At 50.3% G+C, this 24,438-nt stretch carries 26 protein-coding genes and 2 pseudogenes; 4 read left to right on the top strand and 24 right to left on the bottom strand.

Annotation, left to right across the window (positions count from 1 at the left end):
• Nucleotides 1–16: 16 nt before the first annotated feature.
• Genes potD through potA form a run of 4 tightly spaced genes read right to left on the bottom strand, consistent with a single transcriptional unit; the run spans nucleotide 17 to nucleotide 3,844 of the window.
• Nucleotides 17–1,063, bottom strand: coding sequence for a spermidine/putrescine ABC transporter substrate-binding protein PotD (gene potD / locus GUC46_RS14285; RefSeq protein ID WP_003030797.1), 1,047 nt, complete (start codon nucleotides 1,061–1,063; stop codon nucleotides 17–19).
• A gap of 27 nt (nucleotides 1,064–1,090) precedes the next feature.
• Entirely contained in the window at nucleotides 1,091–1,870 is a 780-nt protein-coding gene (gene potC / locus GUC46_RS14280; RefSeq protein ID WP_003030794.1) for a spermidine/putrescine ABC transporter permease PotC, read from the bottom strand.
• Nucleotides 1,867–2,724, bottom strand: a complete 858-nt coding sequence (gene potB / locus GUC46_RS14275; protein ID WP_003030793.1) for a spermidine/putrescine ABC transporter permease PotB — start codon at nucleotides 2,722–2,724, stop codon at nucleotides 1,867–1,869. The genes potC and potB overlap by 4 nt, the downstream gene beginning before the upstream one ends.
• Nucleotides 2,708–3,844: a spermidine/putrescine ABC transporter ATP-binding protein PotA gene (gene potA, locus GUC46_RS14270; protein ID WP_003030791.1), complete on the bottom strand. Its 1,137-nt coding sequence runs from the start codon at nucleotides 3,842–3,844 to the stop codon at nucleotides 2,708–2,710. The genes potB and potA overlap by 17 nt, the downstream gene beginning before the upstream one ends.
• Before the next feature lie 250 nt (nucleotides 3,845–4,094).
• Between potA and pepT the strand changes: the two genes are divergently transcribed.
• Nucleotides 4,095–5,321, top strand: coding sequence for a peptidase T (pepT, locus tag GUC46_RS14265; RefSeq protein WP_032936142.1), 1,227 nt, complete (start codon nucleotides 4,095–4,097; stop codon nucleotides 5,319–5,321).
• Nucleotides 5,322–5,423: 102 nt separating this feature from the next.
• Here the strand turns inward: pepT and roxA are convergent, their stop codons facing one another.
• The 3 genes from roxA to phoP form a co-directional block, all read right to left on the bottom strand.
• Nucleotides 5,424–6,545 carry a [50S ribosomal protein L16]-arginine 3-hydroxylase gene (roxA, locus tag GUC46_RS14260; protein ID WP_003030786.1) on the bottom strand — a complete coding sequence of 374 codons (1,122 nt, stop codon included), beginning with the start codon at nucleotides 6,543–6,545 and terminating at the stop codon, nucleotides 5,424–5,426.
• A 92-nt stretch (nucleotides 6,546–6,637) separates the two neighbouring features.
• On the bottom strand, nucleotides 6,638–8,101 hold the full coding sequence (phoQ, locus tag GUC46_RS14255) for a two-component system sensor histidine kinase PhoQ (protein ID WP_003846712.1): 1,464 nt from the start codon (nucleotides 8,099–8,101) through the stop codon (nucleotides 6,638–6,640).
• Nucleotides 8,101–8,772: a two-component system response regulator PhoP gene (phoP, locus tag GUC46_RS14250; RefSeq protein ID WP_003846709.1), complete on the bottom strand. Its 672-nt coding sequence runs from the start codon at nucleotides 8,770–8,772 to the stop codon at nucleotides 8,101–8,103. The genes phoQ and phoP overlap by 1 nt, the downstream gene beginning before the upstream one ends.
• 67 nt (nucleotides 8,773–8,839) lie before the next feature.
• Between phoP and GUC46_RS24090 the strand changes: the two genes are divergently transcribed.
• On the top strand, nucleotides 8,840–9,019 hold the full coding sequence (locus tag GUC46_RS24090; protein WP_193388983.1) for a hypothetical protein: 180 nt from the start codon (nucleotides 8,840–8,842) through the stop codon (nucleotides 9,017–9,019).
• An 81-nt stretch (nucleotides 9,020–9,100) separates the two neighbouring features.
• Here GUC46_RS24090 and GUC46_RS14245 read toward each other — a convergent pair whose 3' ends face one another.
• The 14 genes and pseudogenes from GUC46_RS14245 to rluE form a co-directional block, all read right to left on the bottom strand.
• Nucleotides 9,101–10,015 (bottom strand): tyrosine-type recombinase/integrase, encoded by a 915-nt coding sequence (locus tag GUC46_RS14245; RefSeq protein ID WP_236654153.1) that lies wholly within the window; start codon nucleotides 10,013–10,015, stop codon nucleotides 9,101–9,103.
• Nucleotides 10,016–10,169: 154 nt separating this feature from the next.
• Nucleotides 10,170–10,790 (bottom strand): hypothetical protein, encoded by a 621-nt coding sequence (locus GUC46_RS14240; protein WP_103856767.1) that lies wholly within the window; start codon nucleotides 10,788–10,790, stop codon nucleotides 10,170–10,172.
• Nucleotides 10,787–11,593, bottom strand: a complete 807-nt coding sequence (locus GUC46_RS14235; RefSeq protein ID WP_106902457.1) for an SDR family oxidoreductase — start codon at nucleotides 11,591–11,593, stop codon at nucleotides 10,787–10,789. The genes GUC46_RS14240 and GUC46_RS14235 overlap by 4 nt, the downstream gene beginning before the upstream one ends.
• The gene (locus GUC46_RS14230; protein WP_003841877.1) at nucleotides 11,580–12,245 is read right to left on the bottom strand and encodes a TenA family transcriptional regulator; all 666 of its coding nucleotides are present in this window, start codon (nucleotides 12,243–12,245) and stop codon (nucleotides 11,580–11,582) included. The genes GUC46_RS14235 and GUC46_RS14230 overlap by 14 nt, the downstream gene beginning before the upstream one ends.
• A complete protein-coding gene (locus GUC46_RS14225; RefSeq protein ID WP_016150064.1) occupies nucleotides 12,242–13,684 on the bottom strand; it encodes an AMP-dependent synthetase/ligase in 1,443 nt (480 codons plus the stop codon). Before GUC46_RS14225 ends, GUC46_RS14230 begins: the two co-directional genes overlap by 4 nt.
• Nucleotides 13,665–14,321 (bottom strand): thermostable hemolysin, encoded by a 657-nt coding sequence (locus GUC46_RS14220; protein ID WP_003841881.1) that lies wholly within the window; start codon nucleotides 14,319–14,321, stop codon nucleotides 13,665–13,667. The genes GUC46_RS14225 and GUC46_RS14220 overlap by 20 nt, the downstream gene beginning before the upstream one ends.
• Nucleotides 14,322–14,687: 366 nt before the next feature.
• Nucleotides 14,688–15,227, bottom strand: coding sequence for a cytochrome b (locus tag GUC46_RS14215; RefSeq protein WP_057101693.1), 540 nt, complete (start codon nucleotides 15,225–15,227; stop codon nucleotides 14,688–14,690).
• A gap of 153 nt (nucleotides 15,228–15,380) precedes the next feature.
• Nucleotides 15,381–15,527: pseudogene (locus GUC46_RS14210) on the bottom strand (SOS response-associated peptidase family protein); the annotation flags it as partial.
• 118 nt (nucleotides 15,528–15,645) lie between these two features.
• Nucleotides 15,646–17,016, bottom strand: a complete 1,371-nt coding sequence (gene purB / locus GUC46_RS14205; RefSeq protein ID WP_044711951.1) for an adenylosuccinate lyase — start codon at nucleotides 17,014–17,016, stop codon at nucleotides 15,646–15,648.
• A 3-nt stretch (nucleotides 17,017–17,019) separates the two neighbouring features.
• Nucleotides 17,020–17,661: a high frequency lysogenization protein HflD gene (gene hflD, locus GUC46_RS14200; protein WP_003841885.1), complete on the bottom strand. Its 642-nt coding sequence runs from the start codon at nucleotides 17,659–17,661 to the stop codon at nucleotides 17,020–17,022.
• 34 nt (nucleotides 17,662–17,695) lie between these two features.
• Nucleotides 17,696–18,802 carry a tRNA 2-thiouridine(34) synthase MnmA gene (gene mnmA / locus GUC46_RS14195; RefSeq protein ID WP_003832402.1) on the bottom strand — a complete coding sequence of 369 codons (1,107 nt, stop codon included), beginning with the start codon at nucleotides 18,800–18,802 and terminating at the stop codon, nucleotides 17,696–17,698.
• Nucleotides 18,803–18,855: 53 nt separating this feature from the next.
• Nucleotides 18,856–19,317 (bottom strand): NUDIX hydrolase, encoded by a 462-nt coding sequence (locus tag GUC46_RS14190; protein WP_016150068.1) that lies wholly within the window; start codon nucleotides 19,315–19,317, stop codon nucleotides 18,856–18,858.
• A gap of 9 nt (nucleotides 19,318–19,326) precedes the next feature.
• The gene (locus GUC46_RS14185; RefSeq protein ID WP_057101692.1) at nucleotides 19,327–20,259 is read right to left on the bottom strand and encodes a hypothetical protein; all 933 of its coding nucleotides are present in this window, start codon (nucleotides 20,257–20,259) and stop codon (nucleotides 19,327–19,329) included.
• Nucleotides 20,260–20,293: 34 nt separating this feature from the next.
• Nucleotides 20,294–20,911, bottom strand: a complete 618-nt coding sequence (gene rluE, locus GUC46_RS14180; protein ID WP_003841891.1) for a 23S rRNA pseudouridine(2457) synthase RluE — start codon at nucleotides 20,909–20,911, stop codon at nucleotides 20,294–20,296.
• 202 nt (nucleotides 20,912–21,113) lie between these two features.
• Here rluE and icd point away from each other — a divergent pair, with 202 nt between their 5' ends.
• Nucleotides 21,114–22,364 (top strand): NADP-dependent isocitrate dehydrogenase, encoded by a 1,251-nt coding sequence (gene icd / locus GUC46_RS14175; protein WP_003030769.1) that lies wholly within the window; start codon nucleotides 21,114–21,116, stop codon nucleotides 22,362–22,364.
• A 135-nt stretch (nucleotides 22,365–22,499) separates the two neighbouring features.
• Here icd and GUC46_RS14170 read toward each other — a convergent pair whose 3' ends face one another.
• Nucleotides 22,500–23,009, bottom strand: coding sequence for a DedA family protein (locus GUC46_RS14170; RefSeq protein ID WP_003030767.1), 510 nt, complete (start codon nucleotides 23,007–23,009; stop codon nucleotides 22,500–22,502).
• A gap of 89 nt (nucleotides 23,010–23,098) precedes the next feature.
• On the bottom strand, nucleotides 23,099–23,341 hold the full coding sequence (locus GUC46_RS14165; RefSeq protein WP_003840850.1) for a DinI family protein: 243 nt from the start codon (nucleotides 23,339–23,341) through the stop codon (nucleotides 23,099–23,101).
• Between the two features lie 69 nt (nucleotides 23,342–23,410).
• On the opposite strand from GUC46_RS14165, the pseudogene GUC46_RS14160 reads away from it, so the two are divergent.
• Nucleotides 23,411–23,617 (top strand): annotated as a pseudogene (locus tag GUC46_RS14160) (hypothetical protein); the annotation flags it as partial.
• 112 nt (nucleotides 23,618–23,729) lie between these two features.
• Here the strand turns inward: GUC46_RS14160 and arsH are convergent.
• Complete coding sequence (gene arsH / locus GUC46_RS14155; RefSeq protein ID WP_160180385.1) at nucleotides 23,730–24,428, bottom strand: arsenical resistance protein ArsH; 699 nt, start codon at nucleotides 24,426–24,428, stop codon at nucleotides 23,730–23,732.
• Nucleotides 24,429–24,438: the final 10 nt, after the last annotated feature.

The raw sequence follows: 24,438 nt of genomic DNA, 5'->3' as shown, positions 1-24,438 counted from the left end.
CCTAAGAGGAGGGCAATTAGCGTCCTGCTTTCAGCTTCTGATAATACTCTTCATAGATAGCGCTGGCGGAACCGACGTCGTTCTGCCATTCCCCTTTGTTGATGGTTTCTGCGTCAGGGTACAGGGTTTTATCATTTGCGACTTCAGGGCTTAACAGCTTACGTGCTGCCAGGTTTGGCGTCGGATAACCAATAGTTTCCGCAACTTCTTTCGCCACGTCCGGGCGCAGCAGGAAGTTAATCAGCTTCAGCGCACCTTCTTTGTTTTTCGCGTTAGCCGGAATAGACAGGCTATCCATCCAGAAAATGCCACCTTCTTTAGGCCATACCACTTCCAGCGGTGTACCTGCCTGACGCGCAACATACGCGGAGCCATTCCATACCATCCCCAGATTGACTTCACCTTCCATATACGGGTTGGCCGGGTTGTCAGAGTTAAACGCCGCGACGTTAGGCATCAGCTTCTTCAGTTCGTTATAGGCGGCTTCAATCTCTTTCGGGTCGGTGGTATTGCCGGAGTATCCCAGCTTGCGCAGCGCCATCTGGAACACTTCACGCGCATCATCCGTTAACAGCAGACTGCCTTTGTACTCCGGTTTCCATAGATCGGCCCAACTGGTGACGGTTTTCGGATCGATAGCATCGCTGTTTACGCCAATGGCCGTCGCCCCCCAGATATACGGGATGGAGTAGTCATTGTTCGGGTCAAACGGCTTGTTGAGCATTTCCGGATCGAGGTTGTGGAAGTTGGTCAACGTCGACTTGTCGATCTTCTGGATCATGCCTTCTTTACGCATTTTATCGACGTAATAGGTGGACGGAACCACCAGATCATATGCGCCGTCTTTATAGGTTTTGAGCTTGGCGTACATGGTTTCGTTCGACTCGTAGGTCGAATAGATAACCTTAATGCCGGTCTCTTTGGTGAACTGTTCCAGCAGCCCTGGCGGGACATACTCGGTCCAGTTATAGAAATAGAGCGTGTTGTTGTCATTCGCGTGAGCGGCGCTCATGCCCAGTGCCAGAGCACCCGCCGCGAGCAGGTGGCGTGACCATTTTTTCATCATTTAACGTCCCCTGAATTAAGGGCCTCAGCGGCCCTTGGTTTTATCACGTGCAATAAGCTGGCTGGCGATCACCATAACCAGCGACAGAACCAACAAAATGGTCGCCAGCGCGTTCACCTCTGGTGATACGCCGACTTTGACCATTGAGTAGATTTTTAATGGCAGAATTTCATAACCCGGTCCGGTAACGAAGGACGAAACGACGACATCATCCATCGACAGCGTAAAGCTCAGCAACCAACCTGCTGCCACCGCAGGCATAGCCAGTGGCAGTATAATCTTGCGCAGAATAGTTACTTCGCTGGCACCCAAATCTTTAGCAGCCTCAAGCATGCGTACATCAAAACCTTTCAGGCGTGAGTAAACTGTCACCACCACAAAAGGCAGACAAAAAGTGATATGTGAGAACAACAACGACCAGAAACCCAGTTGAATGCCGATCAGCATAAACAGCACCAGCAGAGATATTGCCATCACAATATCTGGCGACATCATCACCACGAACAGCATACCACTGACGAACGGTTTACCGCGAAAACGGTAGCGGTACAGCGCAACCGCAGTGAGTGAGCCGATCAAGGTGGCAAACGTGGCGGATAGCACAGCCATCGTCAGCGAGTGCTGCGCCGCCTGCAACAGGCTGTCGTTATTCATTAGCAGGCCGTACCATTTGGTAGTAAAACCCTGCCAGTTGATGCCGAAGCGCGAGCTGTTAAAGGAGTTCACAATCAGAATGATGATTGGAATATACAGATACGCGTAGATAGCGGTCATAAAACCGCCGCGGAGCAGTCGACCGATCATTCGAGTTCCACCTTCTTGTTCAGCAAGCGCGAGGCACGCCAGTAGATCAGCAGCATCAGACCCATCACGATGGTCAGCGTAATGCTGGTGGCTGCACCAAACGGCCAGTCACGGATGTTCAGGAACTGAACTTTAATCACGTTGCCAATCAGCAGGTTTTTCGCACCGCCCATTAAGTCGGAAACGTAAAACAGCCCCATTGCGGGCAGCATGACCAGCAGGCATCCGGCGATAATCCCCGGCATCGTCAACGGAATAATGATGCGGGTGAAGGTCTGAAGTTTACTGGCACCTAAATCGCGTGCGGCTTCCAGCAACGGTTTATCGAGTTTTTCAATGCTGGAATAGAGCGGCATCACCATAAACGGTAGCAGGATGTATACCAGCCCGATAATCACCGCGCTGGGGGTAAACATGATGCGAATGGGTGTATCGATAACCCCGAGCCATAACAGAAACTCGTTGAGATAGCCTTTGGTACTGAGGAAAATTTTGAGTCCATAGATACGAATAAGTGAATTGGTCCAGAACGGAACAATCAGCAGGAACAGCAGCAGCGGGCGCACTTTTTCCGGCAGTTTCACCAAAAACCAGGCAAACGGGTAGCCGAGTACCAGACAGGCGAGCGTGGCAATCAGCGCCATATTGAGGGAGTGAACCAGCACCTCAAAATAGAGCGGATCGAGCAGGCGCGTATAGTTCTCCAGCGTAAAGACCATTTTGACGAAATTGGCGTCGTCGCGGGTCAAAAAGCTGGTACCGATGATCATCAGGTTGGGCAGAAAGACAAATAACACAAGCCAACCGACAATGGTGACGATCACCACACTCTGGAATTTACTTGTGTTCTTCATCAGCCAGTACTACCTCCCAGCTTTCTACCCAGTTAATCGCCATTTTCTGGTCGAGAGAGTGGTCAAAGTCAGGATCGTCTTCATTGAAGAATTCGCTGACCATCACCATCTTGCCATTTTCCAGTTCCACAACCGACTCCAGCGTCATGCCTTTGTAGTTGCGTTCGCGCACGTAGCCGATCAGGCCTTCGATATGATTATCATCGTTGATTTCATCTACGCGCAAATCTTCAGGACGTAACAGGACGTGCAGCTTTTGTCCGGGAACCACCGCGAAGTTGACATAAATATTGCACTCGCGGCCTTCAACGTTAGCACGAACACGCTGTTCATCCAGACGTTCAATCACTGTGGCGTTAAACATATTGATCTCGCCGATAAACCCGGCGACGAACAGATTCTTGGGCTCTTCGTAGATTTCGCGCGGTGTACCGTCCTGCTCAATCTTACCATCGCGCATCACCACGATGCGGTCAGACATTGTCAGCGCTTCTTCCTGATCGTGTGTGACAAAGACAAAAGTGATACCAAGCTTACGCTGCAGCGCTTTCAGTTCATTCTGCATCTGCTTACGCAGTTTGTAGTCCAGCGCAGAGAGGGATTCATCTAACAAGAGTAAGCGGGGTTTGTTGACCACAGCTCGGGCAATCGCTACGCGCTGCTGCTGGCCGCCGGAAAGTTGATGCGGTTTTCGCTGGGCGAACTCTTCCAGTTGTACCATGCGCAGGGCTTCGGTAACGCGGGGAGAAATGTCGGCTGCGGGCGTTTTTTGCATGCGTAAACCAAAGGCCACATTCTCAAATACGGTCATGTGGGGGAATAACGCATAGCTTTGGAAGACGGTATTCACGTAGCGGTTTTCCGCTGGAACGTGAGTAATGTCCTCGTTGTCCAACATAATATGACCGGAATCAACCGTTTCCAGACCGGCAATCAGGCGAAGAACGGTTGTTTTACCGCAGCCAGAGGGGCCAAGCAGCGTAAGAAACTCGCCATTATTGATGGTCAAATCCAGGCTGGAAATCACCTCTTTGCCATCGAAACTTTTGCGAATTCCCGCTAATTGCACCAGTGGAGAAAGCGAACGCGGTTGTTTATTCAATTTTTTACTCTGTCCCATGTAAACGCAACGGATGGCTGACCGATGCGGGGTTTGTGGTTAACCACCTTGATGACTCTTAATGAGGGCCGTTATTCTACGGCAAACCATTGTAATCGCCAATCCTTGTTGCGAATTACTGGCTTAGCCCTATAGTCAGAGGGGATGTCAGGGCGAAATATTCTCACTTGCGGGGATAAAAGTGACCTGACGCAATATTTGTCTTTTGTTGCTTATTGATAATGTTGTCACAAAAAGTGAGGGTGACTGCATGGATAAACTACTTGAGCGTTTTTTACACTACGTGTCGCTGGACACCCAATCAAAATCGGGCGTGCGGCAGGTACCCAGCACCGAAGGACAGTGGAAATTATTACAACTGCTCAAACAACAGCTCGAAGAGATGGGGCTGGTTAATATTTCACTGAGCGAAAAAGGCACGCTGATGGCAACGTTACCCGCTAACGTTGCTGGCAATATTCCTGCGATCGGCTTTATTTCCCATGTGGATACCTCACCGGATTTCAGTGGTAAAAATGTCAATCCGCAAATTGTTGAAAACTATCGCGGTGGCGATATTGCGTTAGGCATTGGTGATGAAGTTTTATCGCCAGTGATGTTCCCGGTGCTGCATCAACTTCTGGGTCAGACGCTGATCACCACAGACGGTAAAACGTTGCTGGGCGCGGATGATAAAGCAGGCGTGGCGGAAATCATGACCGCACTGGCTGTGCTTATCCAAAAAGATATTCCGCACGGTGATATCCGCGTGGCCTTTACACCGGACGAAGAGGTGGGTAAAGGGGCGAAGCATTTTGACGTTGCGACATTCGATGCGCAGTGGGCCTATACCGTTGACGGTGGTGGCGTAGGTGAGTTGGAGTTTGAAAACTTCAACGCCGCGTCGGTTAATATTAAAATTGTTGGCAACAATGTGCATCCCGGCACCGCAAAAGGTGTGATGGTAAATGCGCTGTCGCTGGCGGCGCGTATTCATGCAGAGGTTCCGGCAGATGAAAGCCCGGAAAAGACGGAAGGCTACGAAGGCTTTTATCATCTGGCGAGCATGAAAGGGACGGTCGATCGGGCGGATATGCACTACATTATTCGTGATTTTGACCGTAAGCAGTTTGAAGCGCGTAAACGCAAGATCATGGATATCGCCAAGAAGGTCGGTAAAGGGTTACACCCCGACTGCTATATCGAACTGGTGATTGAAGACAGTTACTACAATATGCGCGAAAAAGTGATTGAGCATCCGCACGTACTGGATATCGCCCAGCAGGCGATGCGCGATTGCGATATTGAGCCGGTGCTAAAACCGATCCGTGGCGGCACTGACGGCGCGCAGCTGTCGTTTATGGGATTACCGTGTCCGAATCTGTTCACCGGCGGCTATAACTATCATGGTAAACATGAGTTTGTAACCCTGGAAGGAATGGAAAAAGCGGTACAAGTGATTGTGCGTATTGCTGAACTGGCCGCGCAACAAAAATAAAGTATGTGTAGTTGCCGGATGGCGCTTCGCTTATCCGGCCTACATTATTACACTCCAGTAGGCCTGATAAGACGCGTAGTGTCGCATCAGGCACACTTCGCATTACCCTTCGAAGAACCAGTACCCGCTGTTGACCAGCGCGGCAAGCATGGCAAGGAAAGAAGGATCTTCCAGCGCATCCTCAAAGTTCTCAGCCGTCAACACAATATGACTGGCCAGCGCTTCCAGGGCAGGACGATGCGGTGAATCAATTTTCTCACCGTTAGCGTAGACGTCGTCGCCAATACGCAATACACGCAATCCGCCCAGACGCACTAACACATCACCTTGCTTCAGGGCATCGTAAATTTCGTCTGGCTGATATGGTGGCTCCGGCGGGGCAATATCCAGTTCATGACGAGACTGAGAAATAAACTCGCCAAACCACTGCTGGAAATGTTCTGGTTGATTAATCAGCCCGAGCATCATTTCGCGCAGCTTATCCATCTCCTGCGGCAGAACGTCGGCCGGATGATCGCGTGGCGGCAGGTCAGGATCGCTGTAATAGGTACTACCCAGTTCACGTTGTAAAACGTAATCGGCGAACCCGCTGATCAGCTCGCGAGTGTTTGGCGCACGGAAACCGACCGAATAGTTCATCGCGTTTTCCAGCGCATAACCTTCGTGCGGGAATCCCGGTGGAATGTACAGGATATCGCCGGGTTCCAGCTCTTCATCGATAATAGCTTCGAACGGGTCGACCTGAAGGAGATCCGGGTGAGGGCAGTGTTGTTTCAACTGCAGTTTTTCACCTACGCGCCAGCGACGACGACCTGTTCCCTGAATGATAAATACATCGTACTGATCCAGGTGCGGGCCAACGCCGCCGCCGGGGACAGAGAAAGAAATCATCAGGTCGTCGATGCGCCAGTCCGGTAATTCACGGAACGGGCGCATCAGCGCGGCAGTTGGCTCGTGCCAGTGGTTGACCGCCTGCACCAGCAAAGACCAGTTGTTCTCGCCAAGATGGTCGTAGCTTTCGAAGGGACCGTGGCTAACCTGCCATTTTCCGTCCTGGTGGCTGACGAGTCGGCTGTCGACTTCGCTTTCCATTGCCAGTCCAGCCAGTTCGTCAGGAGAGAGAGGATCAATAAAATTGTTAAACCCGCGTTTTAAGACCACCGGGCGTTTCTGCCAGTGGCGTTCAAGAAAATCGGGCCAGTTAAGTGTGAGTTGGTATTCCATAATGAGCATCCCGCAGGCTGGTATCTGCAACCGATTATAACGGATACTTAACCTCAAGCGTGAAGTCAGTACATATTTATTACATGCGACGATTACTCGTCTTTCTGGCCCGGCTGCTGGCGACCAAAAATAACTTCCATGCGCGCACCACCCAGCAGGCTATCACCGGCAATAATCTGCCCGTCATACTGTTCGGTGATTTCTCTCGCCACCGCCAGACCGACGCCTTGTCCTGGACGTAGCGTATCTACGCGCTGTCCGCGGTCAAACACCACTTCCCGTTTGCTTTGCGGAATACCAGGACCATCATCTTCAACCAGAATATGCAGCTGATCCTCAGACAGTTGCGCTGAAATCTCGACAAACTCCAGACAATATTTACAGGCGTTATCCAGTACGTTGCCCAACACCTCGACAAAATCATTCTGTTCGCCCACAAAGCTGATTTCAGGTGAGATATCGAGATTAATGTTGACGCCTTTACGCTGATACACCTTATTCAGTGCCGAGGTCAGTTTATCCAGCAACGGCGCGATCGGGTGCAGTTCGCGGCTGAGTAGGGCACTGCTGCCACGCATGCTCGCGCGATGCAGGTAATAGCCTATCTGTTGGGAAATACGGCTGATTTGTTCCAGCATGACAGGCTCTGCGTCGCTGACGCTCATCTTTTCATTACGCATTGAGCGCAGAGTACTCTGCAATACCGCCAGTGGTGTTTTCAGGCTATGGGTGAGGTCTGTTAACGTGGTGCGGTATTTGTCATAACGCTCACGTTCGCTTTTTAACAGCCGATTGAGATTACGAACCAGGCTGGTCAATTCGCGTGTGGTGGCGGGGTTTAGCATCTCACGATGATGTTCCTCAAGCTCACGGACTTCACGCGCCAGCGATTCAATCGGCCGCAGGCTCCACCACGCGGCCACCCATAACAGCGGAATGACCAGCAACAGATTGGCGACCAGCACATAAATAAACCAGCTCCAGACCATATACGAGCGCTTTAGCTCTATCGGAATGGTATCGACAACCACAATGGTCAGTTGCGGCATTCTGGCAGTAGCAGGATAGACGTTTACCGCCACGGAGTGGGTCATTTCGGCGTCGTCGTCATCTTCTCTGACTTCTTTTAACTGCTGCTGCGCGGAGTGATCTTCGCCCAGTAGGGTGCTGGTAGCGTCTACGTTGGCTTCAATCTCATGAAATCCGTTGGTTTTTAGCCAGTCCGGTTGAATACTTTGCGTCAACCAGGGAACATTGCGCTGTGCCCACAACAACTCACCGCTTTCGTTATAGATCAGCGACATTGTTGGGCTTTGCATATCGAGATTTTCAGGCAACTCGACGTTTATCTTGCCGTTTTCCCACTTTGCCAGGGTATAGAATAGATTACTTTCACCCCGCAGCAGGCGGAACGTGGTCTTATCAAAACTGACGCTGTAACCTACCAGGGCAACCATGCCGTAGGCCAGCGACAGCACCAACACCACGCCCGCAGTTGCCAGTAAAAAGCGTAACCGCAGCGATAACGGGAAAAAATGACGCAATAGTTTATTCATTAGCGCAGTTCAAAAAGATATCCCTGGCCACGCACGGTGGTGATGACGTCGTCCGGGTATTGCGCCTGAATTTTTTTACGCAGACGCCCCATCAAAACATCAATGGTGTGACTTTCGCGCAGCTCGGCATCCGGATAAAGCTGCAACATGAGCGAATCTTTACTGACCACTTTGCCATTATTACGGATGAGAGTTTCCATAATGGTATATTCAAACGCCGTGAGCTTGATAACCTCATCATTGACGGATAACTCGCGTCGGGAGAGGTCCACCTGAAAAGGCGGAAGGGAGATAATTTGCGATGCCAGACCGCTGTTTCGACGCATCAGTGCCTGCATGCGTGCAGCCACTTCTTCGATGTGAAACGGTTTGGTGACATAATCGTCAGCGCCTGCACTGAGAACTTCCACTTTGTCCTGCCAGCCTTCGCGCGCGGTTAATACCAGAATTGGCAGCGAAACCTCATTACTGCGCCAGCGGCGGATTAGCGACAAACCATCTTCATCGGGGAGTCCTAAATCAACGATCGCGATATCCGGCAGATGCTCATTCAGATAATAGTCCGCTTCCTTCGCATCTTCTGCATCATCCACCTGATGCCCTAAATCCTGTAACTGAACCTTGAGGTGGTGGCGTAATAAAGCATTATCCTCGACAACCAGTACGCGCATCATCGTTTCTCCCTAAAATAATGGTATGAATAGTTTAACGCTGATTATGTGGATTGAAAGCAGCGCTATGAAATTAAATAACTTTTCTCATGCTCCCCTGCCCGTGGGGGCGTCCTGGGGGCAGTGCTGTTGGCATCTGATTGTTCTGCATGTTGACCTGATCCTGGTTCATGTCGCCAATCCACTTGGAGTAAACCTCGTACACCATGCGCGCATCTTCATGTACCATCTGACTCGCTATGAATGACGGGTTCGCTCCGGCCATCAACGTCCAGCATGCGTAGGTATTCCGTGACCTATAAGGATTCCTTTCGCGGATATTTGCAAGTTAAGTGCCTCGCTTCCAGCCATAGGCAATCGAGTTCTTGGAGAAGTAACTGCCTTTTTTTGACGAATATGCTGTCGGTGAAAAAACGAAGCGAAGAGATTGCTGCTCAGTTTTTCCGATCTCCCGATAGTGAAATCGAATTTCTTGCTTCGGATTAGCGCCAGTGACTTCGTATTGTTCCTTCAGTGCATCCAGAGCAGGTTTAAGCAACGTTATCGTCCTTATTCCGGCATCTGTCTTAGGGGGTACAAATACTCGCTTATTCGTCAAACTTCTGGATACGTGGATTTCACCTTTTACCAAATCAATGTCTTCCCATGCCAGGGCGCATATCTCGCCCGGTCTCATCCCCGTATGAACGGCAACAATGATGATTAATGCCTGGCTACGGGGAAGGGCGGCTATCAGTGCCTGGTACTCATGAAGTAAAAGTGGGTCGGGATCATTTTTAGATAACTTGAGTCGCGACACTCCTTCATAAGGAGCATGCAATATAAACTGGCTTCGGTTTGCGAGCTTAAGCATTTCTGATAAAACTGCCATCTGTTTATTGACTGTTGAGGGCGCGCGGCCCTGCCTGGCCAGATTCGGCATTGCCGGGTTAATAATTGTCCCGGTCAATAACTCCTTTCGGTAATGCAAAATGTCGGCATGCTCAATATCTACCAGACGGGTATTTTCTCCGATTACACGCAGTAACGTATTTACGACCGAAGTAAGCGATAGCAGTGTTGCACCAGATATCTCTAAGGCTTTGGTGTCTGTAAAAAAATCACTCAGTTCTTTAAACGTGATGATTTTTTTGGTTGTGATGAACTTCTTAAGCGCTTTGGATTCCGGGAAACGTTCCGCATAGTCGAACTTACCGAGCTGTATTTCGCTTGTGATGAGCGCGCGAAGATTGCCTGAATACACCCTAAAACCATATGGGATGGGTATGGGGGGACTGAAATGCCCTTATGATCATTACCGAGTAAATCATCACGGAGAGTTCGCCAATTGAGGAAAGGTGACACGGATTTACAGATCAACAACCCCTGGCGTTATAACAACGCAGGGGTTGAATATTTTACTGAATACTTTCCAGGTCTTTTGCTATATCGCGATGGCGTCCCTGGTCGGCAATCTCACGCCCCTGGCGAGCCGGCGCTTTAAGAGCCTTTTCCAGATAGCGTTTCCCTTCGCCAGTCTTTTTCTCTTTCAGCAAAAAGTCACCATAAAAATAGTTTGGATCGATGCCATCAGGATTGATCGCCAGTGCTTTTTTCAGCATTTCTTCGGCTTTGTTTTTATCACCAAACCCAATCGGCCAGCCGGGAACCTGATAATATAGCGCCCCAAGGCTGGTCCAGGCTGAACCTTGTAAAGCATTGGGGTCGATGCTGATCGCTTTTTCCAGATCGCTACGGGCCTGTTTGACCAGACTCAATGCACCCAGCCCTCCTTTAGCCCCCGCCCAGCTACTGTCGATAATCGCCGACCAAATAAGCAATGCTGCGTCAGCATTATTTTTCGCCTGACTCGCACTATGGGCCCGTTGACTCAGTGTGGTAAAGCAGCTCTCTTTTTTTGCTTCAAGGGTCTGATACTGACAAACGGACCAGTCGTGCTGGAGGTTTTCCAGCGTGGTAGTCGCCATGGCAGAGGCGGGAAAAGCTGCTGTCAGGAGCAACGTTTTCATAATTTTCATTTGTCTTCACCTTTGAATGTGCCCTGGGTATAGGACTGGATCACCGCTATTTTTTTACCCAGCGCTTTGTCTACCATACCGGGAAACCAGGCATTGATTTTAACGAACAGACGTTCCATCGCGCCGAAGCGGTAGCGTTTCTGCTCTGTCTCAAGGAGATGTACCAGACGTACGGCGACAAATTGTGGGGAATCACTGCTGTTGCCCAGTTTGCGGTTAAGCGCGTAAACCTCGTCACTGTTGAGCGCCGTTTCGGTAGCACGCGGCGCGGCATACAGTACGCTGATACCATTCCCCTTTAATTCGCGCCCCAGCGCTTCCGACAAACGGTGCGTGGCCGCTTTGGTGGCGCTATACACACTCCAGGCAGGGTGGCCAATCTCACCAAATATCGAACCAATGTTTAGGATGATGCCCTGTGGATTAAACTTATCCAGCATGGCGCGGGTCAACAGAGTGGGGATTTCGATATTGGTTCTAATCTGTTCCCGAATATCGTCAAAAGACTGTTGTTCAAACAGTGCAAAACGGCTGGTTCCAGCATTGTTGATCAGGATATCCAGTTTGTTCTCATCTTTGAATCTGCTGGCCAGCGCGACGATTTCGTCATCAGTATAACTGCTCATTAGCACAATATGATGCCGTTCCGGATAGGGAAGCATCTCTTTCAGAAGCGTCATCGCCTGTGCATTTCGTCCAACCAGGCAGAGTCTGGCTCCTTTGTGCGCCAGCCTTTGCGCCAGCTCTTGTCCGATACCACCACTGGCGCCAGTCAGCAGAACGGTTTTATCATGCAGGTTCATACGTGGTCTGCCCCAGTTGGTTAAGCATCTCTGTGTACAGGTGATAGACGCGACGAGCGGCATAGATAATGGCTGCCTGATCGGCCTCGTCAGTCACGGTATCCATAAGTGAGGCGAAAAATTTAAGATGTCCTTGATCAAGTTCACCGTGTGAACGCAGGTAGGTTGTCGCCTGTTCTGGCAACCCCAGTGTCCGTTCCACCTGGGCTGCAATCGCGGTAGCAATAGATACGCTGGTTCCCTCCAGAACCTGTACCATGCCAAAAATACTCATAGGGTTGACCCGTTCAATGCGGTAGTAGAGCCAGGCCACCATCATTTCTATCGGTATCCCTGGGGTGCCATTGCGAACGCTTTCCGCATCACCGCCGCAAGCCTGAATATCGTTCAGGATCCATTCCTGATGCCCGTACTCTTCGTCAATATATTCAGCAATTGCGCCCCGAATGGCTTCATGTGAGGCTGGCAAACGGCTGCCAGCACTCATCAACAGGGGGACGGTATGGCTGACGTGATAGTAAGCCTGTGTCAGAAAAGCGATATACAGGTCGCGCGAGATGTCACCAGTCTGGCAGCGCGCGATGACAGGCGAGGAGAGTAAACTCCGGCGTTCGGCCTCAGTCTGTTGTTGTAATTTGTTATAAAAGCTCATGATGACTCCTCTTCACTACAGGTGAGAATGTGTTGCCAGAGGGATTGCCGGATGAGTTCCCGGCGTGGGCGGCCATTTGCAGTGAGCATGCCAGGCTCTGATATAGCTGAAGTGAATAACAGGCGATGGAACTGCGCATAATCAGGCAGGCGAGCTGAAAGGGCCAGCAGCTGCTCGCGGGCCTGCATCTGTTGCCCGTCGAAGACATCGACGAGTGCAACGTTATGCCTTAATCCTTCTCCAAAAATCACTATCCGGCGTACAGCTGGACAGGTCATGGCCTCTGCCTCAGGCCATTCAGGTGAAAAATTACGACCAAAAGCGTTTATCTGGACATTCTTCAGGCGCCCCTGAATACGAACAAACCCGTGTTCATCAACACTGCCAAGATCGCCGGTGGCAACTGTTGGGGAGGCTGGTGCGGATCCCAGATATCCCAAAGCGTTAGCCGGGCTGGTGACACACAATTGTTGCTGGTCATCAACATTGATCTGGATACCTGGCAATGGCCGACCGACGCTGTTCTCTTTTATAGCGTCGGGCAGATTGAGGGCAACGACAGAGCCACATTCTGAGAGACCGTATCCTTCATATACAGGTAAGCCACTCTTTATCGCCATTGTCAGCAATGAAGCCGGAACCTTGCCACCGCCTGCGGCGACAAACCGTAAAGATTGCGTACTGCCTGGTACCTGCTTGTGCAGATGCAGTAACACACGTAGCAACTCTGGTACCAGCACCAGACTTTGTGGACACCAGGTGGTCAGCGCCTGAAGAAACTGGGCTGGATTAAAGCGGCTGGAACCTTCAAACCCAATCCGGGAGGGTGGGAGAATCACCGTCTCAGCGCCAAGTAGCAGAGGGATGTAAACGCCGCACAGATTTTCCAGCAGAATACTGAGGGGCAGTGTCACCAGGTGTTTTTCCAGTTTCAGGGGGTGCAATGCGGCCGCTAACGTTTGAGCCATCCATACCATACCATCCAGACTCAGACAGACACCTTTTGGCTCTCCGGTTGTACCGGAGGTATACGTTATCTTTGCCGTTCCTGCCGGCAGAGTCACGGGGTCCTCTACTGCACGGATTTGCAGTCTCCCGAGTACAAAATCGTGTTCCTGCCAATCCGCCAGGATTTCTCCACCGATTTGTGCATCCACAGAGGCTGATGATCGTACCCAGGCTTTCTGTTGCCCGCTGAAAAAGGAGGGGACAGGGATGATCACCACTCCACTTATCAGGCATGCGAGATCGATGATGGCCCATTCAGGGCTGTTATCCATTTCAAGTGCCAGCCGTTTTACCTTGAGGGCAGATAATTGTTCGGCCACTGCTTTAACGGCATCATGGTATTGCTGCCAGCTCCACGAGCGAGAATCGCCCTGCAGGGCGATGGCATTTGGCTGAAGCGCAGCCTGTTTCTCAAGCGTGTTCAGAAGCATAAGATCCTCCGGAAGGGGTTATCCAGGGAGCAGAAGGCGGATCAGCAAACATTCCCAGCAGCAGGCTGGTCTGACTCAGTGTGGTTTGCCCACCATGTAACTCCCCCGCCATAATTTGCGGGTCATGTTCGTAATAGCTCCCCCATTCACGCGCAGCTTCGCCAAGCCTTGTCGAGTCAGCAGGCATCAATGTGACTGGTTGCAGATTCAGGCGGAAAAAGGTATTGCGTATTTTTTTAGTTCCGGTAAAGACAATCCACGAATAGCAGTATTGATTGAGAAGCAGGCATAGAGCCGCATACATTATTCGGGCGCTTGCCCCATCGCTCGCGGCAAAATTACCAATTTCAACAATCGAGTCGCGTGAAACGGGATGTGACAATCGTGCAGACAGCACGACTTCAACCGGGACATCAAGATAGTGTTCGAGGTATATCTTGCCCATTGAGGCCGGCTGGACGCCACAGGCTGCTTTTAATTCTCCGTTGGCATCGAACATTCCAAGTAACCATGGCATGCAGCGAGGAAGAGAAGCATGATAAAACTGAGAATAACTTTCACGAATAAACTCTGAAATATCATTTTGCTCACGTTCACCTGGAAGCCAGCGCAACGTATAAGGAGATAAGATTCGCATAGGAAGACCTCTTTTAGCGTCTTACCAGTATGGCGAGTCAACATTATGTCAACATTAAGTTGAGCATGAGTCAGGTAATTTAAATCCAATGTCGCGACAAAAATGTGTAGGACCCGAAAAACGGAATATCTGATGTGTAAATACATTACGTAAAAAAATTAATAATTTGCGCTCTTAAATCGTTGATCATTTCTGTTTATAGGAGTGCTGTATAAAAAAACAGTGTATACATCGGAGGTAATTATGAGAGTTGAATTAGCCATTGATCGCACTAAAGAACTACCAAAAGGCGCGATACCAATTCTCCAGGATTACAGCAGGCATTCACTGAGTGCCTGCTGTAATGTTAAACATTAAAATTTGTATTTATTTCTTATCGTTACAGTCAGGGATCATTCTCAAAAGAGTGTTATCTTTCTGGACGTAGTGATGAAATAACGCTGCACCTGCATGCGCTGCGATTAAAAAGTATCCGACGTTTGCCAGTGTTTCGTGAATATCTTTAATAAGTGATTTTTTTTCCCCGTCAGGAGTAACGAAAGGTGCAATGTTAAAACTTAAGAAACTCCAGTCCTTCCCACCGTAAGCCATAATTGCAATACCTAATAATGGCAGAGCCAAAAAAGAAATGTATAGCAGGATATGCATTATTTTAGCAGCCATCATCTGCCAGGTCGGTGGGGGCGGAATGATGTCTGGGTCATGATACTTATGTTTAATAATTAATCGTATTATCATTAAAAACCAGACAAATACCCCAGCATTGTAATGTGTTTCTTTCATGAGCAGGTAGGTGTTGCTGCCTTTAGGAAACCAGCCGCGTAGCTCCATAGCTGCATAGGTTATCGCTATTAACATCAGAGTCAGCCAGTGTAAGCGAATCTGAAGTTTTGAGAATTTCATCATTATTATTTCCTCAAAGGGTGTGTTGCATCAACCATAAAGCATGAAGCTTAACAAATCCTTATTTTCGGTGAGAGATTAAGAAATTGTTATTCCAATGACCCCACGTGAATGTTTTGATAATTATTATCACTTACGGGTCCTTTCCTGCAATCCGGGCTGTTTTTTGTTGCCTTCCTTTTTCCATTCGTACCAGCCATCAGCAAAGAAAATTGCGCGGCCATGCTGCCAGAGTGGTTTAAACATTCTGCGGGTGGCTACAGTTTCAGATCGTGCATAAATTAGTAGCAGCTTAGACCACCATAGATTGTTACTTTTTTGGGGCAAATTTTTGGGGGGGAAGGGATAATGTAGCGGGTGATAAAAAGCCGGAATCGCTTACGCTTATCCGGCTTCTGTTCAGCATCTGGGGAGTTGCTGATTACTTCAGTTCATCAACCATGGTGATGGCGCGGCCAATATAATTGGCAGGCGTCATTGCTTTCAGGCGAGTTTTCTCTTCTTCCGGCAGTGCCAGACCATCGATAAACTGCTTCATACCTTCGGCGTCAACGCGCTTGCCGCGGGTCAGTTCTTTCAACTTCTCATATGGCTTCTCAATACCGTAGCGACGCATCACGGTCTGAATCGGCTCTGCCAGAACTTCCCAGTTATGATCCAGTTCATCCAGCAGATGATCGCGGTTCACTTCCAGTTTGCTCACGCCCTTCAGCGTGGACTGATAGGCGATCAGCGCATAGCCGATACCCACACCCAGGTTACGCAGAACGGTAGAGTCTGTCAGATCACGCTGCCAGCGGGAAACCGGCAGTTTACTCGCCAGGTGCTGCAGAACCGCATTGGACAGACCCAGATTACCTTCGGAGTTTTCGAAGTCGATGGGGTTAACTTTATGCGGCATGGTGGAAGAACCGATTTCACCCGCGACAGTTTTCTGCTTGAAGTGACCCAACGCAATGTAACCCCAGACGTCGCGATCGAAATCGATCAGAATGGTGTTAAAGCGGGCGATGCAATCAAACAGCTCGGCAATGTAGTCGTGCGGCTCAATCTGCGTGGTGTAGGGGTTCCACTGGATACCCAGCGAGGTGACGAACTCTTCGCTAAACTGATGCCAGTCTACTTCCGGGTAAGCGGCAATGTGGGCGTTATAGTTACCCACGGCACCGTTGATTTTACCAAGAATTTCAACCTGGTTGAGCTGGCGATACTGACGCTCCATGCGGTACGCCACGTTTGCCATCTCTTTGCCCATTGTTGATGGGGTGGCAGGTTGGCCGTGAGTACGGGAGAGCAGAGGAATATCGCGATATTCAACTGAAAGCGCGGTGATGCCATCAATCAGTTGACGCCAGTACGGCAGAACCACTTCGTCGCGTGCGGTTTTCAGCATCAGCGCGTGAGACAGGTTGTTGATGTCTTCTGAGGTGCATGCGAAGTGGATAAATTCGGAAACGGCGTGTAGTTCCGGGATATCCGCTACTTTCTCTTTCAGGAAATACTCAACTGCCTTCACATCATGGTTGGTCGTACGTTCAATGGTTTTGATACGCGCAGCATCTTCTTCATTGAAGTTAGCGACGATCGCATCAAGGAAACCGATTGCGTCGGCAGCAAAAGCAGGAACTTCCTTGATCGCTGCGTGCGCGGCCAGTTTTTGCAGCCAGCGTACTTCAACCTGTACGCGGAATTTCAGCAAACCGTATTCGCTGAAAATCCCGCGCAGCGCGCTGACTTTATCGCCGTAGCGTCCATCGACAGGGGAAACGGCGGTCAGTGAGGATAATTCCATAGATCACAACTCCGGGGTTAAATGAGCAAGAATTTGTTTTGCCTGAGTCGTCAGGCGATTACGAGAAAACATGAGTTGCAGACGGCCTCCACCAACCTGATGCCAGAGCACGGCAGCACGGATGCCAGCCAGCAGCGAAGCGCGTACTTTAGCCTGAACCTGCGGGCTCTGAAGGATGGCCGGGGAACCCGTGACCTGAATACGCGGGCCGAGTGGGCTGATGACGTCAACATAAATGCCAGCCATCGCACTCATCAACGTTTCTGACTGCAAATCAAAATGGTCAAGCTGGCGCTGCAAGCCGCTGATACGGTCTCCCAGCGTGTCCATAGCGCCCTTGGCCGCTGACAGCTTACGCTCCAGCACCATCAGGCTTAGCGTGTAACGAGTGAGTTCAGCGTTCAGTCCCTGGCGACTGCTGGCGTTCAGTACGCCGAGCATTGTTTCCAGCCCCAAACGCAGGTTGGCCTCGCTGCCGCCAAACACGCCCAGCGTAGAGCTGGGATTCATGTCGATGACACTGTTCAGTGAAACGTGTAATGCATCGGCATCACAATGCCCCTGGTGCGCCAGTTCCTGCACCAGGCGTGCCGACTGGCAAATGCCTGCCAGGGCGAGGGTGATGTCATAATAATTCTTTGCCACGTTCACTGCTTCCTTGTATCAAATGTGTAAGTAATTATACCGGCAGAGGCAATCGTTGTTCGATAATGCCGCCGCCGAGGCACACTTCGCCATTGTAAAAGACAGCCGACTGACCCGGCGTAACCGCCGCGACTGGCTCGTCGAAAATGACTTCAATACGCTCAGCATCCAGTGCCTTAACGGTGCACGGAATGTCGGTCTGACGATAGCGGGTTTTCACCGTACAGCGCATGGTACCAGTGAACGGTTCGCGATCGACCCAATGCAGCTGTTGCGCCACCAGGCCAACAGACATCAGACGTGGATGTTCATGACCCTGAGCGACAACCAGAATGTTGTTCTCAACGTCTTTATCCACTACATACCATGGATCTTCTGTCCCTTCTTTCGTTCCGCCAATACCCAGACCTTTACGCTGACCCAGAGTGTGGTACATCAGCCCCTGATGCTGGCCAATCTCTTCACCATCAACGGTGATGATTTTGCCTGGCTGAGCCGGCAGGTAGCGACCAAGAAATTCGCGGAACTTACGTTCGCCAATGAAGCAGATGCCGGTGGAGTCTTTTTTCTTGGCCGTAATCAGCCCAAGGTCTTCGGCAATTTTACGCACCTGCGGTTTTTCCAGTTCACCGACCGGGAACAGGCTTTGCGCGATTTGCTCATGGCCGAGCGTATAGAGGAAATAACTTTGGTCTTTATTACCATCGAGCCCACGCAGCAGGCGACTTTTGCCGTCGACATCTGCGCGACGCACATAGTGACCGGTGGCGATGTAATCGGCACCTAAATCTTCGGCGGCAAACTCAAGGAAGGCTTTAAACTTAATTTCTTTATTGCACAGAATATCCGGGTTCGGCGTACGACCCGCTTTGTACTCTTCAAGGAACAGTTCAAAGACGTTGTCCCAGTATTCTGCGGCAAAGTTGACGGTATGCAGTTCAATGCCGAGTTTGTCACAAACAGCCTGTGCATCCGCAAGGTCGGCGGCCGCTGTGCAGTATTCCTCGCCATCGTCCTCTTCCCAGTTCTTCATGAACAGGCCTTCTACCTGATAGCCCTGTTGTTGTAACAGCCAGGCAGAAACGGAGGAATCGACACCGCCGGACATGCCGACGATCACTTTTTTTGGGCTTTCAGACATAGGAATACTCACAACATTGAACTTCAAGGCGGCATATTCTAGCACGCAGCCCTTTACTTGACACCCTCTGTAAATGGCCAGTTAAATTCACCGATCATGGACAGCGGGTAGCGCTGGCCGCTCTGGTAACAGCGAATACTCTCTGCAACCAACGGCGAACGCAGGTTTGGCGCAGAGAAAATCTCTTCTGCGCTGACCCAACGACAGCAATCAATATCGCTGTCATGGGGTTCAGTAGCGCACATATTGGCAAGCTCGATAGAGAAAAGAAAACGCAAGAAGGGCGTTCTGTCCGGTGCAATCCATTGATGCATACGAACAAAATGCTGTGGCTGTGCTTTAATGCCCGTTTCTTCCCATAGTTCGCGTGCTGCGGCTTGCACCAGCGTTTCGTCGGCTTCCAGGTGTCCTGCGGGTTGATTCCACAAGGCCTTGCCATTGATCGTTTCTTCAACGACTAAGAATTTATCTTCTGCATGCACAATGCAGGCGACCGTGACGTGCGGTTTGAACATGTTTCCCCCTTATTCCTCAGCAAAACCTTCGGCAACATCTGGCCAACTAATTTCACCGCTGGTCTTGTCGATACTGATATAAGCCACAGGAGGCGACGTTTGTGGGTCGGCCCCTCCGCGACACAATGCAGTTTGATGATCCTCGCGTACGATAATCTCAATGGCCTTTTTAGCATTCCAGCTTTCATAAAAAATGCATTGATAGTCCGGGCGAAGGCTGAGGGTCGCGACTCGTGTAGCTTCGTCTGTCGATAATGGATTGATATCATAGCGGTAGTTATCACCGCTGTTTAAAGGCTGGAGTTGTGACTTTTTCAACCAGCCGCGTACGATATGGCGATCGGCGGTGTAATAAACCGCTTCAATAAAGTCATCTTTTGACTGCTCTTGTGTGGAAATAATGTCGCCGGGAACCAAAAAAACGGACTGGCTGCGGCACTGTTCCGTTGGCATGGTATAAAACCAGGCGCGATCGTTGCCTGTAACCTGATAATGATTATCAGCAACGGGGGGCATTCTTTCGCGTTGCGGCATCTCTTTGTGCGCCCATTTCTTACAGGCCGGATTTACGGATAAGGGAGTCGTCAGAGGTACCAGGCCTTCAGCCGCGACCCAGCCTGTGGCGAACATGCCTTTGGCATCACGGTATCGAACATAGCGAAAAGTATGAACGGGAGCGTCTGCTGATTGGGCCGATCGCGCTTCTCTTAACACCTCTACCGTATTGCCGTTGACCAGGAAAGCAGGGAGCTGACATTCAACATCTGGTGCGGAGTTGAAGTGTAGTCGGGAGGTTGTTTTTACCTGAGCGGTTTCATAGAGATAATCAGCCGCGCCTGCTGCGATACCTGCTGCCGCCTCACAATTCTGCGCGGCATAACCCAATGGCGATACGGCACACAGAATGAGTGGCGCGATGAGTCGTTTGTCCATTTCTTTCATTCTTCCTTGTTAATGGCGCTGTAAAGGCCTGATGCTAGAGCTCCCGCCACTCGCCGTTGGCGAGATTATCCAGCGTGTAATCCCCCATAGCATAGCGAATGAGACGCAGCGTAGGATATCCAACATGTGCTGTCATACGGCGAACCTGGCGGTTGCGGCCTTCATATAAGGTGACTTTCAGCCAGGTGGTGGGGATATTTTTCCGCTCCCGAATCGGCGGATTTCTCGGCCACAGCCATACGGGTTCCTCTACTACCTCAATGCCTGCGGGTAGCGTGGGGCCATCATTGAGCGTTACTCCGGTACGCAGGGCGTCCAGCGCTTCTGCTGTCGGCTCGCCTTCAACCTGGACGTAATAAATTTTCCCGGTACGCTTACCGGGTTGCGTTAACCGCGCCTGCAGTGCGCCGTCATTGGTCAGCACCAAAAGCCCTTCGCTGTCCCGGTCGAGTCGGCCCGCCGCATAAATTCCCGGCAAGGGAATAAAATCTTTTAACGTGCTTCTGCCAGCCTCGTCAGTAAATTGTGGCAAAACATCGTAGGGTTTATTGAACAAAACCACGCGTTTTGGCTGGTTTTCTTTACGCTGCTTAGTGACTTGTCGTGAGCTGAATCGCTCAACCCGGTGATTTCTAAAAGAAGTTTTTTGCATGGTATTTTCAGATTATATCAATTGCCGCATTATAGCCTAAGAACGAGTGTCTTTCATGGCGACGAACATTAGGGTAGTATTGACATGCTCATTACAAAACATTAACAAAAAATTGCTCTAACGCATTCGTGCAGCAGGACGCAAACGCACATGCAGCGCGATGACAGACGAGCAGAACCAGAAGCGCTCGAAGGAGAGGTGAATGGAAAGCAAAGTAGTTGTTCCGGCGGAAGGTAAGAAGATCACCCTGCAAAACGGCAAACTCAACGTTCCTGAAAATCCGATTATCCCGTTCATTGAAGGCGACGGTATCGGCGTTGATGTAACCCCACCGATGATCAAAGTTGTCGATGCTGCTGTCGAGAAAGCCTATAAAGGCGAGCGTAAAATCTCCTGGATGGAAATCTACACCGGCGAGAAATCCACTCAGGTTTATGGCCAGGACGTCTGGCTGCCTGCTGAAACCTTAGATCTGATTCGTGAATATCGTGTTGCCATTAAAGGCCCTCTGACCACTCCTGTTGGCGGCGGTATTCGCTCTCTGAACGTAGCTCTGCGTCAGGAACTTGACCTGTATGTCTGCCTGCGTCCGGTGCGTTATTATCAGGGTACACCAAGCCCGGTTAAACACCCTGAACTGACCGATATGGTCATCTTCCGTGAAAACTCCGAAGATATCTACGCGGGTATCGAGTGGAAAGCTGACTCTGCCGATGCTGAGAAAGTGATTAAATTCCTGCGCGAAGAGATGGGTGTGAAGAAAATACGCTTCCCGGAACATTGCGGTATTGGTATCAAACCTTGTTCTGAAGAAGGGACTAAACGTCTGGTACGTGCAGCGATTGAATACGCCATCGCCAACGATCGTGATTCAGTTACCCTGGTACACAAAGGCAACATCATGAAGTTCACCGAAGGCGCGTTCAAAGATTGGGGTTACCAGTTAGCGCGTGAAGAATTTGGTGGCGAACTGATCGATGGCGGTCCATGGGTGAAAATCAAGAACCCGAAAACCGGTAAAGAGATCGTGGTTAAGGACGTCATTGCCGATGCGTTCCTACAACAGATCCTGCTGCGCCCGGCTGAGTATGACGTGATTGCCTGTATGAACCTGAACGGTGACTACATCTCCGATGCGCTGGCCGCACAGGTTGGTGGTATTGGTATCGCGCCGGGTGCAAACATTGGTGACGAATGCGCACTGTTCGAAGCAACTCACGGTACTGCACCGAAGTATGCAGGTCAGGATAAAGTGAACCCAGGTTCTATCATTCTGTCTGCAGAAATGATGCTGCGCCATATGGGTTGGGTTGAAGCGGCTGACCTGATTGTTAAAGGTATGGAAGGCGCGATCAACGCGAAAACCGTAACCTATGACTTCGAACGTCTGATGGACGGCGCTAAGCTGCTGAAATGTTCAGAGTTTGGTGACGCGATCATCGAAAATATGTAATCCACATTCTGGGTTGTATGAGAACGGGAGCCGGTTGGTTCCCGTTTTTTTGTGCCTGATAAATTCTTTCCCTGTCATTTTATCCGCCCAGTACCTAGGGGGATCAGGGCTTGTTGTGGTCTATTTATGTTTGGTTTAGCTAAAAAAAGGCAAAACGAGACTAAAGCCTCCGACATAAAGCGCTGACCAGGTCGCCGCAGAGATCAGACTGACTGCATACACTTTCACTGGATGAAGATGCAACATTCCAGCAACTAATGGCACAATGTAACGCAGCACGGCAATAAAGCGCGAAGTAAAAAGTATCGGTACAGAACTGTTTTGCAACCGGCGTCGAACCCGTACTACTGTATCGGCATGACGCGACATGATGCGTGCCAGCCAGGGTAGATGTCCCATCATCATTCCAAGGTGATAATTAACAATTGTCCCGCACCATGCGCCAATCATTACAGCAATTCCCGCTTCCCATGGCGCAATAGTCGCCTTGCCGACGGAAATTACAGCAACCAACATAACAGATGCTGGCGGTAATACAGCTGAAATGAGGAACGTAGATTTTGCGAATGCTATTCCAAAAAGCAGGCCCCACAGGCTGAAAGGATGAAGCGCGAAATGGCTCATCAACGCGTTTACCCACTCCATCAATGCTTCTCCAGTTAAGGTTCCTTGGCTATTTAACCGCGATACGGCTTAATCAGGCCTCAACACAGATGAATTACTGACTGCTGCACTTAATCTGAAACCAGCCACATATCAGCCTCTTCAAACATTTCCTGGACAGTACGGCTTATCTGTTCCTTCTCGTGCTTGCTGGCGTCAGTGTTGATCGCCGGCAATGTCATCATCGGTTTAACCCGGACATCAGCGTCGGGGAAAATTCGGTGAACCCTCTTGGTCAATTCGCCCAGAATGATATCTTTTGCACCGGGCAGACCATCAAAATTCCTTTTGTCATAAACGAGTTCCACGAACATTGCTTATCGCCTCTTTGCTGGATGGATATACAGTATTTATACTGTGTTTTTATCCGGTATTCAAGAGAGGGCATAAACATGGGCTTTCCTTCACCTGCGGCAGATTATGTTGAAACACGAATCTCCCTCGATCAGCAACTAATCAGCCAGCCCGCAGCGCCTTATTTCATGCGGGCATCGCGTTCACATTTCAGGGAAGGAATACTTCAGGGGGCGCTGTTTGTTGTGGATGCGTCACTTACTGCCTGCGATGGCTCATTGCTGATATGTGCAATTGTAAGTAGCCCGCATAATCGTGCCATTCACATTTAGAGATCATCCGGCATAATCAATCTGCCAAAGCGGACATTGGTAAGCTCATGCAGTATGGATTCACGAAGAACATACGTTATATTTTGTCCTGATTGACACGGGATGAAAGCTCCAGATGGCTCTCTTTTCGCTCGCTGTAACGATCTGCAAGATAACTGGTTTGTCCCTTAAGCAGCAGCGTGATTTTAAACAGCTCCTCGGCTACATCGACGATGCGGTCATACCATGAAGAAGGTTTCATTCGTCCGTTTTCGTCGAACTCTTGCCATGCCTTGGCTACAGAGGACTGGTTGGGGATCGTAAACATCCGCATCCAGCGACCAAGTATACGCATCTGGTTCACGGCATTGAAGGACTGTGAACCGCCGCAGACCTGCATTACCGCAAGTGTTTTGCCCTGCGAAGGACGAATCGCTCCTTCACTTAAGGGTATCCAGTCAATCTGCGCCTTCATGACTGCGCTCATAGCACCGTGCCGTTCCGGAGAACTCCACACCATCCCATCACACCATCTGACCAGACCGCGCAGCTCGGTGACTTTGGGATGCGTGTCCGGCGCATCATCCGGCAGGGGTAAACCGGAGGGGTTAAACAGTTTCACTTCCGCGCCCATCGCCGTCAGCAGGCGACCGGCTTCCTCCGCGGCAAAGCGGCTGTAGGAGCGCTCTCTCACTGAACCATACAGGATCAGAATCCGTGGTGGCTCCTGCACGTTCAGGCGTTCAGCGATGTGTTGATCAAAGCATGCAGTATTCAGGGCAGGAAATTGTTCCATTTTTCTCCTC

The organism is Citrobacter sp. LUTT5, from assembly GCF_009905315.1.
Classification (GTDB): domain Bacteria; phylum Pseudomonadota; class Gammaproteobacteria; order Enterobacterales; family Enterobacteriaceae; genus Citrobacter; species Citrobacter freundii.
This window is presented reverse-complemented; position numbering and strand designations above follow the sequence as displayed.

What these genes read in the sequence shown, in the direction of transcription:
- potD (WP_003030797.1), bottom strand. Translation starts at nt 1,063, where the DNA reads ATGAAAAAATGGTCACGCCACCTGCTCGCGGCGGGTGCTCTGGCACTG.
- potC (WP_003030794.1), bottom strand. Translation starts at nt 1,870, where the DNA reads ATGATCGGTCGACTGCTCCGCGGCGGTTTTATGACCGCTATCTACGCG.
- potB (WP_003030793.1), bottom strand. Translation starts at nt 2,724, where the DNA reads ATGAAGAACACAAGTAAATTCCAGAGTGTGGTGATCGTCACCATTGTC.
- potA (WP_003030791.1), bottom strand. Translation starts at nt 3,844, where the DNA reads ATGGGACAGAGTAAAAAATTGAATAAACAACCGCGTTCGCTTTCTCCA.
- pepT (WP_032936142.1), top strand. Translation starts at nt 4,095, where the DNA reads ATGGATAAACTACTTGAGCGTTTTTTACACTACGTGTCGCTGGACACC.
- roxA (WP_003030786.1), bottom strand. Translation starts at nt 6,545, where the DNA reads ATGGAATACCAACTCACACTTAACTGGCCCGATTTTCTTGAACGCCAC.
- phoQ (WP_003846712.1), bottom strand. Translation starts at nt 8,101, where the DNA reads ATGAATAAACTATTGCGTCATTTTTTCCCGTTATCGCTGCGGTTACGC.
- phoP (WP_003846709.1), bottom strand. Translation starts at nt 8,772, where the DNA reads ATGCGCGTACTGGTTGTCGAGGATAATGCTTTATTACGCCACCACCTC.
- GUC46_RS24090 (WP_193388983.1), top strand. Translation starts at nt 8,840, where the DNA reads ATGAAATTAAATAACTTTTCTCATGCTCCCCTGCCCGTGGGGGCGTCC.
- GUC46_RS14240 (WP_103856767.1), bottom strand. Translation starts at nt 10,790, where the DNA reads ATGAAAATTATGAAAACGTTGCTCCTGACAGCAGCTTTTCCCGCCTCT.
- GUC46_RS14235 (WP_106902457.1), bottom strand. Translation starts at nt 11,593, where the DNA reads ATGAACCTGCATGATAAAACCGTTCTGCTGACTGGCGCCAGTGGTGGT.
- GUC46_RS14230 (WP_003841877.1), bottom strand. Translation starts at nt 12,245, where the DNA reads ATGAGCTTTTATAACAAATTACAACAACAGACTGAGGCCGAACGCCGG.
- GUC46_RS14225 (WP_016150064.1), bottom strand. Translation starts at nt 13,684, where the DNA reads ATGCTTCTGAACACGCTTGAGAAACAGGCTGCGCTTCAGCCAAATGCC.
- GUC46_RS14220 (WP_003841881.1), bottom strand. Translation starts at nt 14,321, where the DNA reads ATGCGAATCTTATCTCCTTATACGTTGCGCTGGCTTCCAGGTGAACGT.
- GUC46_RS14215 (WP_057101693.1), bottom strand. Translation starts at nt 15,227, where the DNA reads ATGATGAAATTCTCAAAACTTCAGATTCGCTTACACTGGCTGACTCTG.
- purB (WP_044711951.1), bottom strand. Translation starts at nt 17,016, where the DNA reads ATGGAATTATCCTCACTGACCGCCGTTTCCCCTGTCGATGGACGCTAC.
- mnmA (WP_003832402.1), bottom strand. Translation starts at nt 18,802, where the DNA reads ATGTCTGAAAGCCCAAAAAAAGTGATCGTCGGCATGTCCGGCGGTGTC.
- GUC46_RS14190 (WP_016150068.1), bottom strand. Translation starts at nt 19,317, where the DNA reads ATGTTCAAACCGCACGTCACGGTCGCCTGCATTGTGCATGCAGAAGAT.
- GUC46_RS14185 (WP_057101692.1), bottom strand. Translation starts at nt 20,259, where the DNA reads ATGAAAGAAATGGACAAACGACTCATCGCGCCACTCATTCTGTGTGCC.
- rluE (WP_003841891.1), bottom strand. Translation starts at nt 20,911, where the DNA reads ATGCAAAAAACTTCTTTTAGAAATCACCGGGTTGAGCGATTCAGCTCA.
- icd (WP_003030769.1), top strand. Translation starts at nt 21,114, where the DNA reads ATGGAAAGCAAAGTAGTTGTTCCGGCGGAAGGTAAGAAGATCACCCTG.
- GUC46_RS14170 (WP_003030767.1), bottom strand. Translation starts at nt 23,009, where the DNA reads ATGGAGTGGGTAAACGCGTTGATGAGCCATTTCGCGCTTCATCCTTTC.
- GUC46_RS14165 (WP_003840850.1), bottom strand. Translation starts at nt 23,341, where the DNA reads ATGTTCGTGGAACTCGTTTATGACAAAAGGAATTTTGATGGTCTGCCC.
- arsH (WP_160180385.1), bottom strand. Translation starts at nt 24,428, where the DNA reads ATGGAACAATTTCCTGCCCTGAATACTGCATGCTTTGATCAACACATC.